This is a genomic window from Vibrio sp. YYF0003 (genome assembly GCF_036350715.1).
Taxonomy (GTDB): domain Bacteria; phylum Pseudomonadota; class Gammaproteobacteria; order Enterobacterales; family Vibrionaceae; genus Vibrio; species Vibrio natriegens.
Map to the genome: position 1 here is coordinate 1173633 of NZ_JAZDWA010000001.1, position 20530 is coordinate 1194162.

The 20530-nt window shown below is 44.4% G+C and carries 19 protein-coding genes; 8 read left to right on the forward strand and 11 right to left on the reverse strand.

Going from position 1 to position 20530, the window contains the following annotated elements:
* Positions 1-180: 180 nt before the first annotated feature.
* The 3 genes from V1U08_RS05160 to V1U08_RS05170 are packed head-to-tail and all read right to left on the reverse strand — an operon-like array spanning position 181 to position 4910.
* The gene (locus tag V1U08_RS05160; RefSeq protein ID WP_330470096.1) at positions 181-2505 is read right to left on the reverse strand and encodes a putative bifunctional diguanylate cyclase/phosphodiesterase; all 2325 of its coding nucleotides are present in this window, start codon (positions 2503-2505) and stop codon (positions 181-183) included.
* Complete coding sequence (locus V1U08_RS05165; protein ID WP_065303968.1) at positions 2505-3434, reverse strand: transporter substrate-binding domain-containing protein; 930 nt, start codon at positions 3432-3434, stop codon at positions 2505-2507. Before V1U08_RS05165 ends, V1U08_RS05160 begins: the two co-directional genes overlap by 1 nt.
* A 60-nt stretch (positions 3435-3494) precedes the next feature.
* Positions 3495-4910, reverse strand: coding sequence for an aminotransferase class V-fold PLP-dependent enzyme (locus tag V1U08_RS05170; RefSeq protein ID WP_065303969.1), 1416 nt, complete (start codon positions 4908-4910; stop codon positions 3495-3497).
* A gap of 585 nt (positions 4911-5495) precedes the next feature.
* Between V1U08_RS05170 and sodC the strand changes: the two genes are divergently transcribed.
* The gene (sodC, locus tag V1U08_RS05175) at positions 5496-5969 is read left to right on the forward strand and encodes a superoxide dismutase [Cu-Zn] SodC (RefSeq protein ID WP_443089732.1); all 474 of its coding nucleotides are present in this window, start codon (positions 5496-5498) and stop codon (positions 5967-5969) included.
* A 32-nt stretch (positions 5970-6001) separates the two neighbouring features.
* Here the strand turns inward: sodC and V1U08_RS05180 are convergent, their stop codons facing one another.
* The 4 genes from V1U08_RS05180 to V1U08_RS05195 form a co-directional block, all read right to left on the reverse strand.
* A complete protein-coding gene (locus V1U08_RS05180) occupies positions 6002-7375 on the reverse strand; it encodes a sensor histidine kinase (protein ID WP_330470098.1) in 1374 nt (457 codons plus the stop codon).
* Between the two features lie 20 nt (positions 7376-7395).
* Positions 7396-8151 (reverse strand): response regulator transcription factor, encoded by a 756-nt coding sequence (locus tag V1U08_RS05185; RefSeq protein ID WP_330470099.1) that lies wholly within the window; start codon positions 8149-8151, stop codon positions 7396-7398.
* 138 nt (positions 8152-8289) lie between these two features.
* Positions 8290-8982 carry a spondin domain-containing protein gene (locus V1U08_RS05190; protein WP_330470100.1) on the reverse strand — a complete coding sequence of 231 codons (693 nt, stop codon included), beginning with the start codon at positions 8980-8982 and terminating at the stop codon, positions 8290-8292.
* A 9-nt stretch (positions 8983-8991) separates the two neighbouring features.
* A complete protein-coding gene (locus tag V1U08_RS05195; RefSeq protein ID WP_330470101.1) occupies positions 8992-9675 on the reverse strand; it encodes a spondin domain-containing protein in 684 nt (227 codons plus the stop codon).
* A 346-nt stretch (positions 9676-10021) separates the two neighbouring features.
* Here V1U08_RS05195 and V1U08_RS05200 point away from each other — a divergent pair, with 346 nt between their 5' ends.
* Together V1U08_RS05200 and gloA2 are read left to right on the forward strand one after the other, a co-directional pair.
* A complete protein-coding gene (locus V1U08_RS05200) occupies positions 10022-10951 on the forward strand; it encodes a LysR family transcriptional regulator (protein WP_014234956.1) in 930 nt (309 codons plus the stop codon).
* Complete coding sequence (gene gloA2 / locus V1U08_RS05205) at positions 10944-11327, forward strand: SMU1112c/YaeR family gloxylase I-like metalloprotein (RefSeq protein ID WP_020333450.1); 384 nt, start codon at positions 10944-10946, stop codon at positions 11325-11327. The genes V1U08_RS05200 and gloA2 overlap by 8 nt, the downstream gene beginning before the upstream one ends.
* 80 nt (positions 11328-11407) lie before the next feature.
* On the opposite strand, the gene V1U08_RS05210 is transcribed toward gloA2, so the two are convergent.
* The 3 genes from V1U08_RS05210 to V1U08_RS05220 all read right to left on the reverse strand — a co-directional run bounded on the left by V1U08_RS05210 (position 11408) and on the right by V1U08_RS05220 (position 13198).
* A complete protein-coding gene (locus V1U08_RS05210) occupies positions 11408-11761 on the reverse strand; it encodes a hypothetical protein (RefSeq protein ID WP_076633446.1) in 354 nt (117 codons plus the stop codon).
* Positions 11762-11914: 153 nt separating this feature from the next.
* Positions 11915-12304 carry a cytochrome b562 gene (locus V1U08_RS05215; protein WP_024372646.1) on the reverse strand — a complete coding sequence of 130 codons (390 nt, stop codon included), beginning with the start codon at positions 12302-12304 and terminating at the stop codon, positions 11915-11917.
* A 141-nt stretch (positions 12305-12445) separates the two neighbouring features.
* Positions 12446-13198: a phosphatase gene (locus tag V1U08_RS05220; RefSeq protein ID WP_330470235.1), complete on the reverse strand. Its 753-nt coding sequence runs from the start codon at positions 13196-13198 to the stop codon at positions 12446-12448.
* Positions 13199-13427: 229 nt separating this feature from the next.
* Between V1U08_RS05220 and V1U08_RS05225 the strand changes: the two genes are divergently transcribed.
* Positions 13428-14501 carry a S1 family peptidase gene (locus V1U08_RS05225; protein ID WP_330470102.1) on the forward strand — a complete coding sequence of 358 codons (1074 nt, stop codon included), beginning with the start codon at positions 13428-13430 and terminating at the stop codon, positions 14499-14501.
* A 77-nt stretch (positions 14502-14578) separates the two neighbouring features.
* Here V1U08_RS05225 and V1U08_RS05230 read toward each other — a convergent pair whose 3' ends face one another.
* Entirely contained in the window at positions 14579-14866 is a 288-nt protein-coding gene (locus tag V1U08_RS05230) for a hypothetical protein (protein ID WP_014234961.1), read from the reverse strand.
* Between the two features lie 347 nt (positions 14867-15213).
* On the opposite strand from V1U08_RS05230, the gene V1U08_RS05235 reads away from it, so the two are divergent.
* From V1U08_RS05235 to V1U08_RS05250, 4 genes are all read left to right on the forward strand, one after another.
* Positions 15214-16071 carry a DMT family transporter gene (locus tag V1U08_RS05235; RefSeq protein WP_020333454.1) on the forward strand — a complete coding sequence of 286 codons (858 nt, stop codon included), beginning with the start codon at positions 15214-15216 and terminating at the stop codon, positions 16069-16071.
* A gap of 415 nt (positions 16072-16486) precedes the next feature.
* On the forward strand, positions 16487-18667 hold the full coding sequence (locus tag V1U08_RS05240) for an FUSC family protein (RefSeq protein ID WP_330470103.1): 2181 nt from the start codon (positions 16487-16489) through the stop codon (positions 18665-18667).
* Between the two features lie 10 nt (positions 18668-18677).
* Positions 18678-20315, forward strand: a complete 1638-nt coding sequence (locus tag V1U08_RS05245) for a TolC family protein (RefSeq protein ID WP_330470104.1) — start codon at positions 18678-18680, stop codon at positions 20313-20315.
* Positions 20315-20518, forward strand: a complete 204-nt coding sequence (locus tag V1U08_RS05250; protein WP_014234965.1) for a DUF1656 domain-containing protein — start codon at positions 20315-20317, stop codon at positions 20516-20518. Before V1U08_RS05245 ends, V1U08_RS05250 begins: the two co-directional genes overlap by 1 nt.
* Positions 20519-20530: the final 12 nt, after the last annotated feature.

Below are 20530 nucleotides of genomic sequence, written 5' to 3' on the forward strand. Positions count from 1 at the left end.
TTCACTCGTTTTGAATTTGGTTTAGCCTTTGTGTGACGGGCGTCACCGGCGATCACTTATCAATTAATTGTAGTGTAATTCAAAGCAGGAAGAGGGATTATCCCTTGAGGTGGAAAAGCATTGATGAACTTGAGGCACAAATATCATCAATGCTTAGCTATAACATTGTATTGAAAGGATTTACAACCAGCTTGGTTGCTTTAGTAAGGCTTCGAACTCCTCTGCGGGTACTGGGCGGCTATAGTAGAAACCTTGTCCAAACTCACAGTTTAGGTTGTTGAGATAATCGACATGTCGGCGCTCTTCGATTCCTTCAGCAACAATTTTGAGATTGAGTGCTTTTGCCATCGCGACAATTACACTGACCAGTTCTTGATCCGACTCATTTTCAAACACGTTTTGCATGAAAGCTCGATCGATTTTCAGACGATCAAATGGGAATTTCTGCAAGTAACTCAGTGCCGAATATCCCGTACCAAAATCATCAATGGTCAGTTTGGTTCCCAATGAACGCAAGTTGTTCAGCATGTCCAATAACTCTTGGTCATGGTTGAACAGTAAACTTTCCGTCACTTCGACATCAAACTTATCGGCTGGGAGCCCCGATTCACTTAAGTTTTGAGTTATCAAATCAAGTAATTTTTCACAATAACGGAACTGAACACTAGAGAAGTTGACCGACATAAATAAAGGCGTAATTGATTGCCACTGCGCAGCTCGCAGACAGGCTTGCTGGATGGCAAACTCACCCACTTGGTGAATCAATCCATTTTTCTCAGCGATGGAGATAAACTCTTCAGGATTAACAAATCCGTATTTTTCATCTTTCCAGCGCATTAATGCTTCTGCACCGACAATCTCGCCTGTTTTCAGCTCAACAATAGGCTGGTAATACAATTCCAACAATTGATTAGAAATTGCGTGACGCAATCGGCTTTCCAAATCAAGATAGCGTTGCAGATCCTGGTTCATGTTCTGGTCATAAAAACAGAAAGCATCTCGGCCATCTTGCTTAACGCGATACATTGCCATATCAGCACTTGCCAATAACTGCTCCGCAGTTTCACCATCATCAGGGAACACTGACATCCCAATACTACTGGTGAGGAAAAACTCATGGTTGTTCCACATCAACGGCGCATCAAAAGCAGTGAGTACACTAGATGCGACACGTTTGGCCGTGTCACCATCAGGCAAGTCAGGCACCACTAATAAAAATTCGTCACCGCCTATTCTGGCTAGTAAGTCGGTTTTTCTCGCGACACCGTGTAAACGTTGCGCACTAAGCTTAAGGATTTCATCACCAACAAAGTGGCCCATGGAATCATTGATCTGTTTAAAATGATCCAAATCGATAAACATAACCAACACTTTAGAGCCACTACGAGCAGCGCGGATCAATTCCAACGCCAATCGTTCTGAACCGTAACTACGATTTGGCAAGTTGGTTAAGGTGTCATATTTCGCTTGGAATTCGAGCTCTTTTTCTGATGCAATACGACGCTCTATTTCATTAGTAAGCTTTTGGTTTTGTTTAGAAAGAATATCCTTACGCTTTTTTTCTTCTTCAAGCTTTATTTTTAATTCAATTCTATTATTATTCGCGATGAAAGCGTAACAAAGACCGCTAACAATCATTACGGCAAGAATACTCAAGCCAATAATAAATAATCGTGAGGTAAGAACATCACTTTCACTTAAAGGCTCAAACCAGGCTCTCAATTTAAAGTGATAGCGTTCAACCGGCACTTCAAAATATATTTTACTTGTCAGTTCTTTAGGTTCTAGGGAACTCTCGTGTTGATTATCTATAGAATTCTTTGTTATTGAATCCCAAACAACCATCTCAACGTTTTTAACATTGAGAACCATCCGGCTATAGCTATCTTCGTGCTCTTGATTGGTTAATTGCTCAATCACGACACTTGTGTTGATGTCTGCAACAATAAAAGCGACTTGTTTTCCTGAAAACTGTACTTTTTTGACCACTTGAATGAGTGTGCCATCACCCTCATCAGACGCGTAAACTTCCTCTGTATGATTATGATCGATCATCAGTTTATGAACATCAACCGACTGTAACTTCTCAGGATTTGTAGAGATGATAATCGTTCCATCACCGCCCACCAGCGTTAACTTGTCATAAATATGGCTGTTATTTATTTTTTTACTGGCGATTTTACTGTCAAAACGATGCTTCAGATTGATCAGGCTCGCACCCAGTCCATACTCCATAGACATACCAGATGCCAAATTGGCAAAAAATGTTTGGACGGTCTTATCACTGGATAAATTTTCAATGTCTTCACTTGCAATCGTAAATAAATTATTTAGGGTACTTGCATAACTATTTACTTTTAATTCTAGTTCTCTATGTTGTGACTCTTTTAATTTATTTTGGCCGAGACTGGTAACAACAATAAGCATCGCCAAATAAGCCGACACTAATATTGCGCTTATTGTTATTATTTTTCTGCTGGATATTTTCTTAACAGCCTTTTTCATTAATTTTTCTTACTTTCTTCTATGAAGTAATCATTGTAAAAGTAGTAGATCGATGGATAATATTTCTTCACTAGCATTTCATACGTTCCATCTTGCTTAATCGCGTCCAAATAACGATCGAAGGCTTCGCGTAATTCTGGCGAGTTTTTTCGGAATGCTACCGCCATCTTTTGATTTTCTGATATGGGACCAATAACTTTTATCTCACCAGGCCATTTTTCTAGTGCGATAAGGGTATCAGCAACATCTAATAAAGTGCTTTCCGCGTCATTTTTCATAATTGCTGGCACCATCTCGTTGAGAAGGCGGTGACCATCAGGAAGAATCACTTTTGCTCCGGTGTCATACAAGTCATAAAGATTGGGGTCAAGACATGAGTGTTCCAAGGCTAGTACCTCTCGACCATCTATGAGATCTTTCACTATGCCGATGTCGTCATCAATTGAGCCAGTTGGCTTAATTGGAGACAGCGACGAATCCGTTCTGGATACTAACCAAACACCAGAAGGAAAGTAGTCCTTCGAAAAATCAACAACCTCAGTTCTCCAGTCGAGGATGGTCACACCATTTGCAATCAAGTCGCCTTCAATAGGTGTCGTTTCACCCAACACAGCTCGTTTATCTTGGTAATGAACATGTTGACCAATGAGCTTGCCGATCATATTGCTCCACTGAGCAGGCACGTATTCATAACGCACGCCCAAAGACTGAGCAAATCCTCTCACTATGTCGACATCAAACCCGGTGAGTGTTTCCATTTCACCTTGTTCGATATAAGAAACAAAATTGGCATAAGGAACACCGATATGGCGCAGGACTCCACTCTCGCGGATCTCTTGGAGATCACTTGACCAAACTGAAGAAGACATAACGGTGGCCGTTATTATCCCCATCGCGGCGATGGTTCGTTTAAGTATCTTGACTGACATAGTGCTTAACCTTTTTCACAAAGCGCCCAAAACTGGACGCTTACGTGATCAATAACAATCTTAGAATGAGTAGTACAAGTCTGTAATTGCTTGAACTAACCCTTCTACATCTTGCTCATCATGGAACAAGTGTGTAGAGATACGCAGCGCATACGTATTGTGTGAATCATCTTTCTTCAACTTGAAATCCGTTGTACGGATGATATAGCCATACTCCTCGCGCAAGCGATCCCGGAACAGCGTTAGAGCTTCACCGTCCGTCTCATCTGCAAGTGGGTTAAACGTCGTGATACCACTGGTTAAACCCTCTACGTTTGGTGAGAAGATCTTTGCTTGTGGTAAAGCTTCAGCAAGCAACTCTTTACACAAACTACCTAAGCCAAGGACACGCTCTTCAATTCGATCTCGGCCAATCTCATCCCACATTTTACAGCTGTCAGTTAACGCTTGTTTCGCTGGGAAGTTATCGTTACCAATGTACTGAAACTGAGTCTGTTGAGACATACCAGTATGAGCAAGTGATGAGTTAATCAACCAAAGCGGGTTTTCAAGTTCCCGCTCCCAGTACTCGCTTAAACGATCACCTTTCCTTACGTATAAAATACCAGTCGCGCCAGCACCACACTGCCATTTATGACCAGAACCTGCATAAAAGTCACAGTCTATGTCATGGAAGTCGAGATTTAACATACCAATGGTGTGAGCACCGTCGATCATCGTAGGGATGCTGTTCTCATTCGCAAGTTTACAAATCGCCTTGGCTGGCAGTGCCGTACCTGTTTTGTAAGTGATATGAGAGAAAACGATCAGTCGGACATTCTTACCAGCGTTAAGATTATCTTCAATCGCCTTACTGAACACGTCAACGTAAGCTTCTTCAGAGACCTCTTCGGTACCAGTAAACACCGGAAGTTGAATTTGAATCACCTCAGCTTTAAAACGCTCTGCTGCCACGTGAAGAGGCGAAAGGGCTGCTGCATGTTCATGGTGCGTTGTGAGGATAACGTCACCCTCTTCGAAATCCAGTCCGTTGATGATTGTACATAAGCCATCAGTGGTGTTACGACTAAGAATGATCTCTTCCGCATCTGCACCAAAGCCCGCAGCAATTTCCGCGGCCATATTGGTAACTTGTGGCCAAGAACCAAACTTGCCTTGCATATCCCATGGGTATGTTGCTACTAGCTTGTTATTGTCTGCGTAGTTTTCCAGTACATGCTTAGGCATAGAACCTGTCGTGCCAATGTTCATGTACGTCGTTTTTTTGTCTAGAACAAACTGCTTTTGAACTTTACGCCAAAATTGTCTATCGTTTTTACTACCTAGACCTTGGCTGCCCCAGTTAATTTTCTGCTCACCTGCTTGTGCAAGGCCTGAGAAGGCAGATGCACTCACACCAGCAACAACGGCACCCGTTGCTCCTTTCAGAAAATTACGGCGGCTGCGATCAGTCTGAGTAGATTCCTTGTTGCTCATCTTTTTCATTCCTTGTCGAAATTAGCCATCTTATTGTTAATTAAATACACGTAACTATTTGTTACTAAAACATTATTACTTATTCAAACCAAACTTGAATTTTTTTCAACGTTGTTAAGTGATCTTTATTCCATTTTTCTAACAAAATGATGACATATTAGACACCCAAACTATCATTTATATTCACATAAGCTCATATTAAAATAGTAGTTAAATTAGAGCGATTTAGTAGGGAAAATTTAATTTATTCGCTCGAGTAAAACCGATTCGTTCATTCGCTTTTAGTTCTACACATCTGTTTTTCTTCATGGTTTCGAACAAGTTTGCCGTTGACTCTCCGCTTATCACGGTGATTCTTATGTCAAATATGTCTGATGTGCTACGTTTTATTAGGGTCAGAATATACGGTTCTGGCTTTAGAACTTTCCCCAGTTCACGTCAAAAGTTGTTTGAAGAGCATGACGCTACGCGTGTCTCTTTCCGACACTCGCACATTGAACTTACTAACATCCGAATAGTTATATGGAAGGGCAAACCATGTTAAAAGGATTACTGCGGATTTCTGCACCCGTAACATTGATTGGAATGATCGCACCTGCCGCTATCGCTCAATCGATCACCATGACTGATCTCAATACCAACAAAAGCGTTGGTACGGTTGAGCTATCAGAAAGTCAATACGGCGTTGTATTTTCGCCTCAATTGACCAGTATCCCTGCAGGGCTGCATGGCTTTCACGTACATGTAAACCCATCTTGTGAAAGTGCAGAAAAAGACGGAAAAACCGTCTTAGGCGGTGCAGCTGGCGGCCATTATGATCCACAAAATACCGGAAAACATGGGTATCCGTGGGCAGACGATAACCACCTTGGCGACCTTCCTCCCTTGTATGCGGATATGGAAGGGAATGCCGTTTCACCCGTCGTTGCACCACGCCTAAAGCTGTCCGATTTGAAAGGCCGAGCCCTGATGATACATGCAGGTGGGGATAACCATTCCGATCAACCAGCGAAACTCGGTGGTGGTGGGGCCCGCATTGTTTGTGGAGTGATTGAGTAACGACTCAAACCCTTGACTCATTCACACTTCTCTCATACCGCGGGAAGTGTGAATCGTTGGGTAAATCGTGACGCTGTCATTGCAGTTTCTAAGTAACTGTGATGCAACATTAAGATGGACTGCACAATTTTAGTTCCGATACCTAATGAACCTTGGTGAGACTCTGACGCAATGTGGTTGGAAAGCATAAAGTGGGCACTGGCTCTGTCATCACTGAGATTGATTCGACAAACGACGGTCGACCCTGACGGACTATGGCGTAACGCGTTTTCCAACAAGTTAAGCAGCATCCTTTCCAGCAGCCCTTTGTCGCCAATGGTCTGTATTTGCTCTTCCATCTCTACACTCAGCGTCACTTCCTTGTTCTGAAATTGACCTTGCATCGTTTCAGCACACTCTGTCACCAACTCAGCCAAATCTACGGGAAGATATTCGTAGCTCGGTAGCGTGGCTTCTTTTTTGGCCTCTTCGAGTAATGCATGCAGTTGTCTGGAAAGTTTTTCTCCATTTCGAAAAGCCACATCAATAAGAGGGTCCGATTCAGGATGTTGTAATCGCCACGTTTCTAAATACCCCAATACACTTGAAAGCGGTGTCTTTAAATCGTGACTTAATTGCACAAGACTTTGACGACGCTGAGAAGATTGATATTCAAGGTGTAAGAATTGCTGCTGGATGTGCTTTGCCATCAATTGGTAAGAATGAGCGACGGGTATTAACTCTGGAACCTGACGAGTAAACTCTGGATGCAGACGAAAATCATGTTCCGCCTGCTGTTGCAATTGATCGGTCACTCGCTCGATAGGATTAAGAAGACTGCGCTTCACCAACATATAGGCACCGAAAGCGAAGCCTAATATGGAGAGTAACACCAGCCCAGCGAGTGCGAGGTAAGGCGTATCAACTTGCGCGTTAGCAATCGCTGTGTGACGTGAGCTGCCGATCACCACATAAAGATAACCTACCGTTGAGCCAAGCTCTTCAATCGCTGCGACGGAAAACACTTTATGTTGCTCACTATTTCGCGGATCATCGCCTAAAATCGGGAAAGCATCACCGCGTAAAAACTGTTTGATCGGAGCAAGATCCACCGACTCCAACAGCTTTGCCCCATCCGGAGCGGCATGTGTGGTGATATTCCCCTGACTATCAAGAAAATAGATTTCGAAGTCGGGCCCAATCAACATTAAAGTATGAAAGATCGATTTTAGTGCTTTCGGGTTGTAATCGGTCCCTATCATCAACGGATTATCATCGCGCATATGACTGGCGAGTTCTTTGTGTAAACTCTGCTGAGTGCGAAGTTCGATGGTTTCTTTCTGCCAGTTATAAGTCAGCGCAATGGCAGCGGTAGCCAAACAAAACCATACCGTGGTAAACACAACCAAACGCGATTTGAAGCTCATCCTTTCGCCTCCTAACTGGCTCATTGGTGCGACTGAAATTTGTAACCCACACCCCAAACTGTCTGGATAAAATGATGCTCAGAATCCGAGAGCATCAACTTAGAGCGCAAGCGATTAATAGTGCTACAAACCGTGTGATGATATCCGGCGTGATTGGTATTCCAGACATGATCGAGCAGTTCATCTTTGCTATAGACCCTGCCGGGGCGAGTCGCGAGAAACTGTAACAACGAGAATTCCATCGCTGTCAGCGAAACATCTTTATTGTTGAGCGAAACCAGATGCAACGCCGGAACAATCTTTAACGCGCCAAAATTCAAAGCGTCTTCGGTCTCTGTCTCTCTGGCCTTGTTATCTGTCGTTTGGTTTGCTCGGCGTAATACATTCCTCACTCGAGCTTGAAACTCCAGCACACTAAAGGGTTTCGTTATGTAGTCGTCAACATCTGCCTCTAAGCCATCGACTTTGTCCATTTCACTGTCTCTCGCAGTCAGCACCAGAACTGGCGTCCAATCTTGCTGCTGACGCAAGTAATGGCAAAGTTCTAAACCATCACCATCTGGTAGCCCCCTGTCGAGGATAACCAGGTCAAAAGTCTGTCGCTGATACTCAGCTTTACCCTTTTCGATGCTAACGACTCGCGTGACATGATGCCCTTGAAACTTAAGGTGCATTTGAACCAGCTCGGCTAAATCATTATCGTCTTCTATCAACAAAATGTTTGCTGCCAAATTGATTGCTGGGTTAATTGCTGGGTTAATAGATTGCTGCGCCATGATCCTTTCCCTGCGAATGACTTTCTCTATCTGAGAAGCCTCATTCTGCACATGACCGGATCAAAGCATGCTTTCTTTCACTAAAAGGCTCCGGCGGCAAAAAGAAAGAGAATTAAGCTTAGCCGCCGGAAGCTCTGTTTACTCGATTCGTGTGATCGTCACCTTCGCGCCAGGGTTTAGAAATCGGTGATTCGCAGCCAAGGTAGAATTCGTCATGCCATCATCGTGGCTAATAACGCCAGCATGGAAAGCGACCATATCAGCGTTGTCATTGCGCTCTGCATTGAAACCTTCTCCGCCACCAGCCGGGCCTGGAATCGTCGCAGCGAGTTCATCATTGAGCTCGGTTCCGGAATCCCACACGTTCATGTTCATTTCGTAGCTGTCACCAACCGCGAGCGATTTAAGTGATAAGCCGGTCTCGCCAACAAAGGCATCGTTAGTGTTTACCAACATAGATGCCACCGACAAGTAACCATAGCGATGTGGATTAAGGGTAATCGTCACTTCGTCAGAAGCCCCCGGAAGTAACAATCCACTCCCCGATACACCCTGATAGACGTTGCTGTCGCTGTTCATCATCGCAAGCAACTCGGCATTACTGCCACCTTCAGCTAAGTGCTCTAAGGCGACCGAAGCACTTTGACCAATTTCAAATAAGCGGAAATCACTATTATGAGTAAGTACCGCCAGTGGAGACATAGGCTGATTTGCAGTGAGGTTCACCACATTTACCGTATATCGGAATGACGTTACCTCGTCGTTGTCATCATTATTACAACCTGCGAGTAGAGCGACTGACGCAGCCACTAGTAAGATTCTGTATTTCATACGTCCCCCTTACTTCACTACGATGGTGATGGTAGCTACGGGGTTTAACCAACGGTGACTGCTACTGTCTAGGTCGCTCATACCACCGAGCGAATCACTGTCACCCAAATTCCCCGGATGTACATGAACTTTGTCATTTGAGACCACAGTTTCAACACCCGTCCCGCCACTTCCGAAAGTAATAAAAGGCGGATTGGGTATGCTTGCCACTAACTCGTCATTGGCTTCTGTGCCTGCATCGTAGCTGTTCAATGCTGCTTTATAAGTACCTGCTGCCGTAGGAATTTCCCAGCTATCTAAACCAACAAATCCATCATTGGTCGGCAACAGCATTGCGCTGAGAGAAAGATAACCATGAACGCCACTGTCAAAGGTAAACGTGGTTGCAGTCCCCGGATTAAGGAAGCCGCCTGCCGGATTTTCTAATACAGTGCCCCCAGCGTTACCAATCACGCTGGATAAACCGGAAATGTCGCCTTGTTCAGCCATCGCTTCTAACTCCGATGTCGCGGCTTCACCCACTCTGAACATATGCAGATTAGCGCCATGTGCGGCCACAATGAGCGGAGTAAAATAGATGCCTTTGGTAGCGTTGGTTACGGTAATTTCTAATTCTGCTGCGCTCACCGATGCTCCGCCAAACGTCAGAGCGACAGAAGCCATGGCGAGACTAAGTTGGGTACGTTTTTTCATTGTGAGTCCATCCTTTAATGAGAGTGGTATCCAAGCCCGTTAACTCATCGTCTTACGGCTGCCTGGGTAAAGTTACGATCGAACGCCTTCCGTTCTGCTTCTAAGCATGGCGGGTAGATCTATCGGCAACTTCATCAAATTCTCATAAAATTCTCACAACTTCTGGTTCGGTTGATGACACGTAGAAATGGCCCTCTTCTTATCGGTTGAGCGCACTCTGATTACTGAACAAAACAAGCGATACATGCTTTCTGACGAAAATATCGTGAAAGCGAGACTGATACACTTGAACTCAGCCATGTCGTGCCAGAGAATACCGTCATTACGCGCTACAGAACCAAAACCTATGGTTAATACTAAACTTATCGCCCTCCTTCCTGATCTTGCCTCGTTTATCTTGGTAGTAAATGAAGGGAGTTTTACTGCCGCAGCGAAAAAACTCGGGGTTACGCCTTCAGCTTTGAGCAAACTGATCACGAGATTGGAGCATGCGCTTTCGGTAAAATTATTCGAACGCACCACTCGTAAGCTGCTCATCACTCAAGCTGGTCAAAAGGTATATGACCAAAGCATTGCGATGGTTAACGCAGCGCAGCAAGCTGTCGAACTCTCAGCAGAAGATCATACTGAGCCAAAAGGTGCGCTTACCGTTGCAGCACCAGAGGCGTTTTTAAACTCGGTACTTCAGCCTTTTGTTTTACCCTTCTTACAGCGCTACCCAAAGATTCAGTTAAAACTGCGCGCTGCAGATGGAGAAATCGATTTGTTTCGTCAAGGCATCGACGTCGCTTTCAAATTGACTGACAAGCCCGACGAGAATTTGGTATTAAAAGAAATAAGTAAAACCAATCTGGTGTTGTGTGCGTCACCGGACTACCTCGCTAAGCAGGGCACGCCAGACCATCCAACTCAGCTTGAACAGCATGACTGTATTTATCTGGCAGAAAACGATAAAGACAACATTTGGTCATTTTTTAAAGAAGAAGCCTTTCACTCTGTTGCCGTAAATGGTCGCTACGCGGTAAACCACTCTCAAATGCGATTAAATGGCGTTAAAGCAGGGCTGGGTATTGGAATCTTTCACGACTTTGTCGTTAAAGAAGCGCTAGAAACAGGGGAAGTCGTTGAAGTACTTGCAGATTGGATGATCAAGAGTAACTACCATGGTGCAATAGCCATGCAGTACCCTCAAACGAAGTACATGCCCGCGCGCTTGCGTGTGTTTATCGATTTCGTCAATGAACACTTGATCTCAAAGGAACCTAATCATGTTTAATGCGATTCATCACGTCGCCATCATTTGTAGTGATTACCCAACGTCAAAGCATTTTTATACGGAAATATTAGGCCTGTCCGTTATTGCAGAAAATTACCGTGCAGCGCGTGATTCTTATAAGCTCGACCTTGCGCTTCCTGATGGTAGCCAGATTGAATTATTCAGTTTTCCAGATGTACCTGAGCGCCCAAGCTTTCCGGAAGCCCAGGGCTTACGACACCTGGCGTTTCAAGTTGATGATATTGAGGAAGTAAAAACCTACCTTGAATCGAAGAACATCGCAGTTGAACCTATTCGAATTGATGAATTCACTGGTAAAGCGTTCACTTTCTTTCAGGATCCGGATCGGCTGCCTTTGGAGTTATATCAGAAGTAAACCGTGAAGATGGAAAACGTGGGGGTATTTGAGGTGCTCGGTTGGAAGGTAAAGGGATTCAGAAAACGTTAAGTGTTTGATTAGGCAATGGCTGGCGGCGCCCTAGGAACTGGTGTTTCAAATCGCACACTTAGAGCCAAAAAAGTGTAGCTGTCAGAAATAACCGAGCTCAGTCGTAAAAGTAAAGGTGTAGTTGGAAGTGAGTCGTGATGAAAGGGTGAAAAGTAACTGAATGGGCAGGGTTTCCCCTTATGTGTTACCGCATTGTCTCCCTCTTCAACCTGTACCAGTTCAAAACCATTAAGCGTACAAAGCGTTGCCCACACGCCCATGCTGTTACCATGAGCATTAATAACAGGCATCAGTGTTACCAGCGCCCAACTTAGGGCACTAACAAGCAGCATGGAGCGATAAAAAGGAATTAATCTACGCATAACGGTGACTTAACAAATTTCATACAGCGTAACCAATTCTAAGTACAAGCTCAATAAAGGATTTCAGGCGTAGTTCTATTTTCCATCAGAAACAAAAGACCCGCAGAGTTGCGGGTCTTGAAATCGTTGGGGGTTGTTCATACCCATCCCAAATCAGCCAAACAGCTTGCTCCAGATGCTTGGGTTACGTTTGTCGTGGTATTCTTCACGAAGACTATCGATTTCGCGCAGTTGAGCTTTCGCTTCGGTAAGATTACCCGCATCTAAGTCCGCTTCGATGCTGTCTAGTGTCACCGACAACTTGTTGAAGCCTTCAAGAAACGTATCAAACTTTTCTGGTGGGTAGTTACCACGCTTAGATTGCTCCACGATAGCTTGTAAGCTATCAATGGCCGTTTTCATGGTTTCAACATCCGACGCTTCGGCCGCTTGTTTGAAATCCATCTTCATTTGTTTCATGTTCTGTTTTAGATCGACAGCTTCTGCCATTGCGTAGCTTGAGCCCAACGCAATCGCACACCCTAAAACTAAAGGACGTAACATCTTCACTTCTCCATTTTTAGTGCCGAATTCTTTGTCGGCTTTGTTTATCACGATCACCCCTCATTAAGGATGATTCGGATAGTTGAGCTTCGCAGTGTAAAGGAAACGCGCTAAGGGTGCATTCCCAAAATGTAATCAAGTTTATGCGTTAAGCATTTCGTCATATTCTGCAATTGGCTCTCGTCCACGAAGCGCCAGGAACGACAAAAACTGCTTAGCCGAGTGAGTAATGACGTTCTCACTATTAATACCGACTCTGTCCATCAGTTCACCCACCAGTTCGAGATTACCGACATCATGGCAAAAATGTGCATCACTGCCTGTGGTAAAGAAAACCCCCACTTCTTTACCTATTTGAGCGATATCATGACAACGTTCAACACTACCCACACGGCTGTTGCCTTTCAGGGTTGTATTGTTTATCTCAATAGCAACGTTATGTTGTTGCGCACATTTTAAAACCGTCTCGAAATCAAAGTCATAATTAGGGTTACCCAGATGGCCGAGTGCATCAACACGACCACTTTGGATCACATTAAGTAGTGCTTCGGTATGGGTTTCTTTATTGGATGGAACAAAGACTGGCTCATGAAAACTGGCAATGACCCAATCAAGGTTCCGGTCAACGCTCAAAGGGATATCAATATCGCCCTCGATATTAAGAATGTTGGCTTCAACGCCACGAATGATAGCAATACCGTTGAGGTAACGAGGCAGAATCTTTTGGTTGGAGAAAAACCAATAATGAGGTGCACCCGGCATTGACTCTGCGTGATCGGTGGTGCAGAACATTTCGAGCCCGTTCTCTTTTGCCGACTGAGCGTTTTCAATCAACGTACTGTAAGCGTGACCGCTGGCATACGTATGTGTGTGGGTATCAACCTTAAATTCCATCATTTACTCTCTTTGGTTTGCAGGTTTCAGCTATTGTATACCCAAACGTTGTCAGGATGCAGGACATAAAACCTCAACTTCCCCTATCCACACTTGCCAGCATGCCTCTTTTCCTGACTAAGCCCCTTCATCGAGTATGAATAATGAGACTGGTAAGAAGCAATGTTGTACTTGTTGGAGTCTTGACTAAAGTAAATGTAATAACAAATCTAACAATAAGGATAAGGTTATGAGGTTACATCATGCTTTGCTCGGGACTTTCCTCATTTTGCCTATAACGACTTTAGCGGATACAGATACCAATCTATCACCACAAGATATATCTGTTGCTATCATTGGTGGTGAACCTACCACTTTGAATCAATTACCATTTTTTGCTCGCTTGATACTACACAAAACTGGGTCTAGTGAATTCGCTAACCTTTGCGGTGGTTCTATCGTGAATGATCGCTACATTTTAACCGCCGCACACTGTGTGGAATCAGAGGTATTCACAAACGGATGGAACACTGACGACTTACGTGTGTTAGTGAAAAACCCGACCATGGATGACGTTTATACCTCCGAATTTAAAGATGTTCGTAGAATTACGATTCACCCAAGCTATGCGCCCTACAATTTATGGATTAATGATCTGGCAGTGCTAGAACTTGCCCGACCAATCACTGATAACGTGCAATCCATTACTTTGCCACAAGATTTCGGAGATTACAGTGACGCCTCGGCTTATCAAATATTTGGCTTGGGGCAGACCTCAACCACTGACACTTCAGTGCCAAATTATTTGCGCTGGGCAGAAGTCGACCCACTGACTGACGCAGAGTGTGCTGCGTTAGTGACAGGCTTCAACTCCGAAGAAAGTTTATGTGCAAATGGCTTTGAGGGCAGAGATTATACGGGTATATGCCGTGGCGATTCCGGCGGCCCGCTCACCTACGTAGACAGCAACGGCATGTATCAACAGATTGGTATTGTCAGTTATGGTTCATCCATTTGTGAATCTGCCGCCATACCGAGTGTGTTTACCGAAGTTCTGAACTACACCACTTGGATTGAACTGCAAACCAGCGCTGGCGTAAAAACCAGTTATGACGCTGAGTTAGCCGCAACGGAAGATTACCATAGTGAAGGTGACTCTCGGATCTTTGAAGACAGCAGTGATGATGGAGGCAGTGGTGACAGTGGTGGTAGTGGTGGCGCTGTTGGGACTGGCTTGTTAATGATAGCGGGATGGCTGGGTTGGATACGCAGACGCCAATCTAACAACAAATGTGAGTTGAATTATCAACACCTCAGAAAATAGCGGCTCACCCGCTGTGTCTTACGATAAGAAAACAGCCTCCAAGACACGCAATACGTCATTGGACGGCTGTTTTTCTTCTAGCGACGAATGTAAATCGCGGTTGTACCGGCGGCTTTGCCTTCAGGAATACGAAAGCCCACTTTTAACATGGTATTGTGCAGTACTTTGTTAAATAACTCGAACTCCACCGTTTCTTTGACTTGGTTGAGGTGCTGCGTTTTTAACTCCGGGAATCGCATTAGTGCTTCTTTTCGTATATTTTTCAATTCTTCAGTATTAATGCTTTGTTTACTCAGCAGTTTATTACCGATGAAACTTTCATAAGCACGCGCGCATTTCATCAATCGCAAAACAAATTCATTCATTGTAGTCTTTCTTTTTCGTTATAGCCTGACGTTAAGAACACGTGTTTATATTGATTGTGTTCCAGCCTTCGAAAAAGATAGCAAGAAGTATCACTAGATAGGTGTAGGAAAAATCCTAACAGAGTGAAAGAAATTACGGACTATTCCTTTCTATTCAAATATTTAACAAAAGCCCTACAATTTGTAAAATTAAATTATTGAGTGATAATTTTATCATTAGTCGAATGGTCATCAGCTAGCTCCCCAGGCTGCAAAAGACAACTGGTATAACTAATCACTTAATCAACTAATTGAATAAATCACTTTGCCGCTACACTCATTCTATGCGCCCAATTTAAGGATTGAAGATGTTTACTTTTTTGCTGACCGTTGTTGTGATGCTCGCCTTTGCCGCCAACTCACTGTTATGTCGAGCAGCGTTGGTAGATGGACTGAGCGATGCGGGAAGCTTCACGATAATCCGGTTGATCTCCGGGGCGGCGACGCTGGTGTTTTTTCTCCTTATCACCGGAACTTGGCACTCTGAAAAACCAACAAGTCGCTTTAAAGTTCTCGCAGGTGTGACATTGTTTGGCTATGCGGTACTTATTTCTTACGCGTATTTGAATATGGATGCAGGAACAGGTGCACTACTCTTATTTGGGGCAGTACAGTTGACGCTTCTGACTTTGCATTGGTGGCAAGGCGAACGATTTAAAACTTTAGAAGTGATTGGTATCGCCGTCTCCATTCTGGGTTTCGCTTGGTTAATGCTTCCATCGGCGACTCGTCCGGATATTTGGTCGACACTTCTTATCGTGATATCTGGCGTTTGCTGGGCGCTCTTTACTGCACTTGGTAAGCATGCTCCTTCACCAAGTAGCGGGATCGCATGGGGTTTTATTGCAGCCTCGGTAATCAGTTTACTGGTCTCCCCTTTTCTTCTCTCTTCGGTCAATCTCACCATTGAAGGCATCTCACTCGCGATCACCTCCGGTGTGCTTGCATCAGGGATTGGTTATTTACTGTGGTATCACGTAATCCAGAAACTGACTCTACTGCAAGCTGCGGTAAGCCAGCTTTCGGTACCCGTAATTGCCCTAGTACTTGGGTCTATTCTGCTTGGTGAATCCCTTTCAATTCATTCCGTCCTCACTAGCACAATCATTTTAGGTGGCATCGCGCTGGTTTTTTTATCTCGCTCCCAAAATGCAAATAAAGAATAGTAAAACCTCTACAACTTAATAAAAAATAAAACTTTTCCTCTCAAAATCCCATTCATCATCTATGCTTTTTAAAGGTGTGGCATAGATGACACCAGACAAATGCCCCCTATTTAGTATCAGGCGATTGATAGATTTAAAGAAATCTTGGCTAGGAAAAACCAGTAAATCTGTTTCATAAATAAGACCACGTAAAAGTAGTGGTTTTGAGCATTTACCCAATGCCCCTAGTAATGACAAGGGGTACAGGTAAATTGATCGCTTTATATGCATTTAGTTTTGACACAAGATTTACAATCTGCTCCTTTTTGCTCGCTATATTCCGCCAACCAAAATATAGTTGGAACTGCAACCCTAAACCAACTTTTTATTAACAAATTCATCAACTTGAAACGATAAGCCTGAGCAAACTTTGACTATGAACGACAAAATTAAATTTGCTATAAAAGTATCGCTTAGCCTCACCCTGGCTTATCTGATCCCCTTTGCTATGGGGTGGCCGCAGGCGTCTACCGCAGCGACAACGGTGATGCTGATTGCCACAACCGGCAGTCGTCGAGAATCTCTCGCAAAAGGCACATTGCGCGTTCTCGGTACCCTAGTCGGGGCAGTTGTCGGCTTGTTGCTGGTTGGACTATTCGCACAAGATCGCCTGCTGTATATGCTGAGCGTGTCGCTCGTCGTTTCATTCATCTTTTATTTTCGTAACGCTTACCAAAAAGACCCTACGCTGCTGATGCTTACCGGGGTGATGACGTTAATGATGTCCAATGGTGGTGATGCGGACGGCGCTTTTCTTTACGGTGTTGATCGCGCCTACATGACTGTTTTTGGCGTGGTGATCTATACATTGGTCGGTACTTTTCTATTCCCAGTCAAAACCGAACAAAATCTGCGTCAGCTTATTGAGCAGTTAAATCAAACTCAACAAGCGTTATTCGCTACGATTGTGCATAGTTTTGAGCAAAGTCATAAATCACACCCTGACTCTGTCGATGGTTCAGAATCACCAGAGGAATCAGAACACAGAGCCTCACAACTCAATATCGACAAGCTCACCGAAGAAATGTTTGCTGCGCAAAATAGTCTGGAGCAACGATTTGCAACTGTGAGTGTTGAGTGCAGTGACGTCTCCGCGTATTTAAAAGAGTGGCGCTTGGCGGTTCACCTGAGTAAACAAATTACTCAGCAATTATCGGTTGCCGTGCATAGCCATTTTAGCCTTGAAGAAGATCGTCAGTGCATCACTAACTTTGACGAAACGATCGCGGAAATAGAACAGTTATTCCATACCTGTCAGCAGGTTTGGGAAGACAATGAACACGTTTACCGCACTAAAGAATTTAAGGTTGAATACAATCAAGAATTGCTAGATTCGGTACCACACCTGACTAAAGGCTCGACAATCACTTTAGGGTTTCTGCTGGAATCCATGCATCAGAACCTCTCACGCCTGGCTGAAAGCATTAGCTGTATTGACTCGGTGACGAACAATGTCTCGTTCAACATTGAACTGCCAGAATCGAAAGGCAAGTTCTTGTGGTGGGATGCAGAAAATTTCAAAACAGCAGTCAAAACCTTCGTAACCTACTGGGTTGCAGGGCTCATCTGGATCTATTTTAACCCTCCGGGTGGCTACTCATTTGTGATTTTCTCGACCATGTTCATGTCTTTGTTGTCCTTTGTTCCTGTGCATCCAATTTTACTATTGGTGTTATTCACCTTTGGTTTCCTGTTTGCGGTGCCATCTTATTTATTCATTTTGCCGCAACTGGATCTCGGGCTGGAGCTAGGCCTGTTTATCTTTATCTACACATTTATTGGTTTTTACCTGTTCAACGGACCGATAACAATTTTCTACATGGTCGGCCTGTTTGTACTTGGGCTGGACAATAATATGTTCTACCACTTCGGGATCTTAATGACGATCATGACACTGTTTTACTTGGTCGTATTCATGATTATTTTTGCTCATTACTTTCCGTTCAGTTCAAGACCCGAGCACCTATTCTTAACCATAAAAGAACGCTATTTCCGGCATACACGAGCTTTGTTTGTCACCTATCAAAAACAGTCTGAATCCTTTTTCACTCCACTTAAGCGCGCTTTGCACATAGTCACATTGAACGTGTCTGCGAAAAAACTCAAAGTGTGGGGTTCCAAAATCAATCACAAACATTTTGACCAAACGACACCAGAGGCGATCGGTGCATTCAGCAAAGCTTGTGACGTGCTATGCAGCCACATAAACGTGCTCATGGTTGCAGAGAAAAAATTGTTGTCTAACCCTTTGATAAACAAGCTCCGTCAACAACATCGTGACTCCATCATTCCTTTGATGGCGGGTGCATTAGCCAGCCACCAGGTAACAGAAGAACTCGACTCCGTATTTAATCAATACAGTCAGGATTACCAATCCTTCGAAGATAAGCTGGAAGATTTTTTTAATGAATTGGATTTATCTGACTACGCTTATTCAGAGATAGCTGGTTTTTATATCTTGCTGAATTTAAAACGGAACGTGTTCGAAGCAATTAAACATTGCAAGCAAACCTATGAGGATATCGATTGGGTGAACTTACAACAGAAGCGGTTTTAAAGGTAGGGGTATGATGCTTCAAAAATTAACGAAACCAAGCCTCGCCATAATGACTCTGATTGGGCTCAGTGCGTGTACAACTGTGGGGCCAGACTATGTCCATCCCCAGCAATCTGCTTTACCAAGTGATTGGTCATTGCAAAACGCAGTACAGGATACCGAGCAATCTGAGCAAAAGGTACAGGAGTGGTGGCAACAATTTAATGACCCAACACTGAATCAACTGGTTGAGTTGGCGAGCCAGCAAAACCTTGATTTAGAAGCCGCTGGGTTGCGTATTGTCCAAGCCCGTGCCTTAGTTGGCGTTGCATCAGGCTTGCAGTATCCACAGGTACAAACCGTATCCGGTAATTTGGCACGTGCTTACGTCAACGATCAAGGGTTCAACAATGCTGCGCTATCATTTGATGCAGCTTGGGAGATGGATATTTGGGGTAAATATGCTCGCGGGATTGAGTCGGTAGAAGCCGGTTACTATGCAACGATCGCGTCTTACCACGATATTATGGTAACCATCACGTCAGAGGTGGTGCGCAATTACATCAACTATCGAACCAGCCAAGAACGTATTCTGCTCTCTAAACGAAACATCGAGATCCAAGAGCGCGTGGTCAATATTACTCAAGTCCAATTCGACTCAGGTAACGTGACCGAGCTCGACGTTCAACAAGCACAAAACCAGTTGTACACCACAAGAGCCGCCCAGCCCAGCCTTGAAATTGCGATGAAGCAGTCACGATCCGCGATTGCGCTTCTGTTGGGCGTGTTGCCAGAAGAAGTCGACACCATTCTGGCATCAAATGGTCTATCCGAGCGTATCGCCGAATACGAAGCACAATTTAAATCAACAGGCAGAAAAACGGCGTTATCTGGCAATGACGAAAACTCGATTGTCCCGCGTCCACCACTTTTAGAGACACAAATCGACGCCAACTTGGTCATGCGCCGTCCAGACTTGCAAGTGTCTGAGATGCAAGCTCGCGCGCAAAGTGCCCAAATTGGTGTCGCCGAAGCGGCCTTGTATCCAAGTTTTTCTCTGTTTGGTTCGATTGGTATCGACAGTACCGTACCGGATGGCAGTAGCTTTAGTTTCAGTGACTCACTCACGATGGTCGCAGGCCCAGCGTTTAGTTGGAACATTTTCCAATATGGCCGTGTGAAAAATAACATTCGCTACGAAGATGCCAGCTTTCAGGAAACCTTAACCAACTACAACAAAAAAGTACTGCAGGCTGTCAATGAAGTCACCAACGCGTTAGAAGCTTACGACCTGTATTTAGAACAAAAATCGCTACGTTTGCAGTCGGTAAACTCTTCGATTCGTGCCTTCAACATTTCGATGACTCAATACGAAAACGGCCAAATCTCCTTTGAGCGTCTACTGAACTCAGTAGAGAAAATGACGCGAGCAGAAGATAACTACGCCTCTATCAAAGGCAATGTTGCCAACCAGGTCGTCGCTCTTTACAAGTCCCTTGGTGGGGGTTGGCAAGCACAAACCGGTAAGCCGTTTTTATCTGACGAGATTGCGAAACAGATGGTCGAACGCACCGACTGGGACGGGTATTTAGACCAAGAAAACCGAGTTCTACCGCCACTTCCTATTGAACGGGCTGGTGACAAACCGCCTAAAGGGGAGGAGCCATAATGCCTTATGAACTCTCTTGGGGTGATGTGTACTTTTCCCCGTTACTGCTAGTGCTGTTTCTTGCGGTCACCGCAACGTGGATAACCGTCATTCTGTTAAACAAGACTCGCTTATCTCGTTTTATCGCTTTTCCGTCGCTGACTTTCATCGCCATCATGGTCTGTTATGTGGTGGCGATAGACAGCTTTTATATTCAATTTTAGGTGCCAAACAAG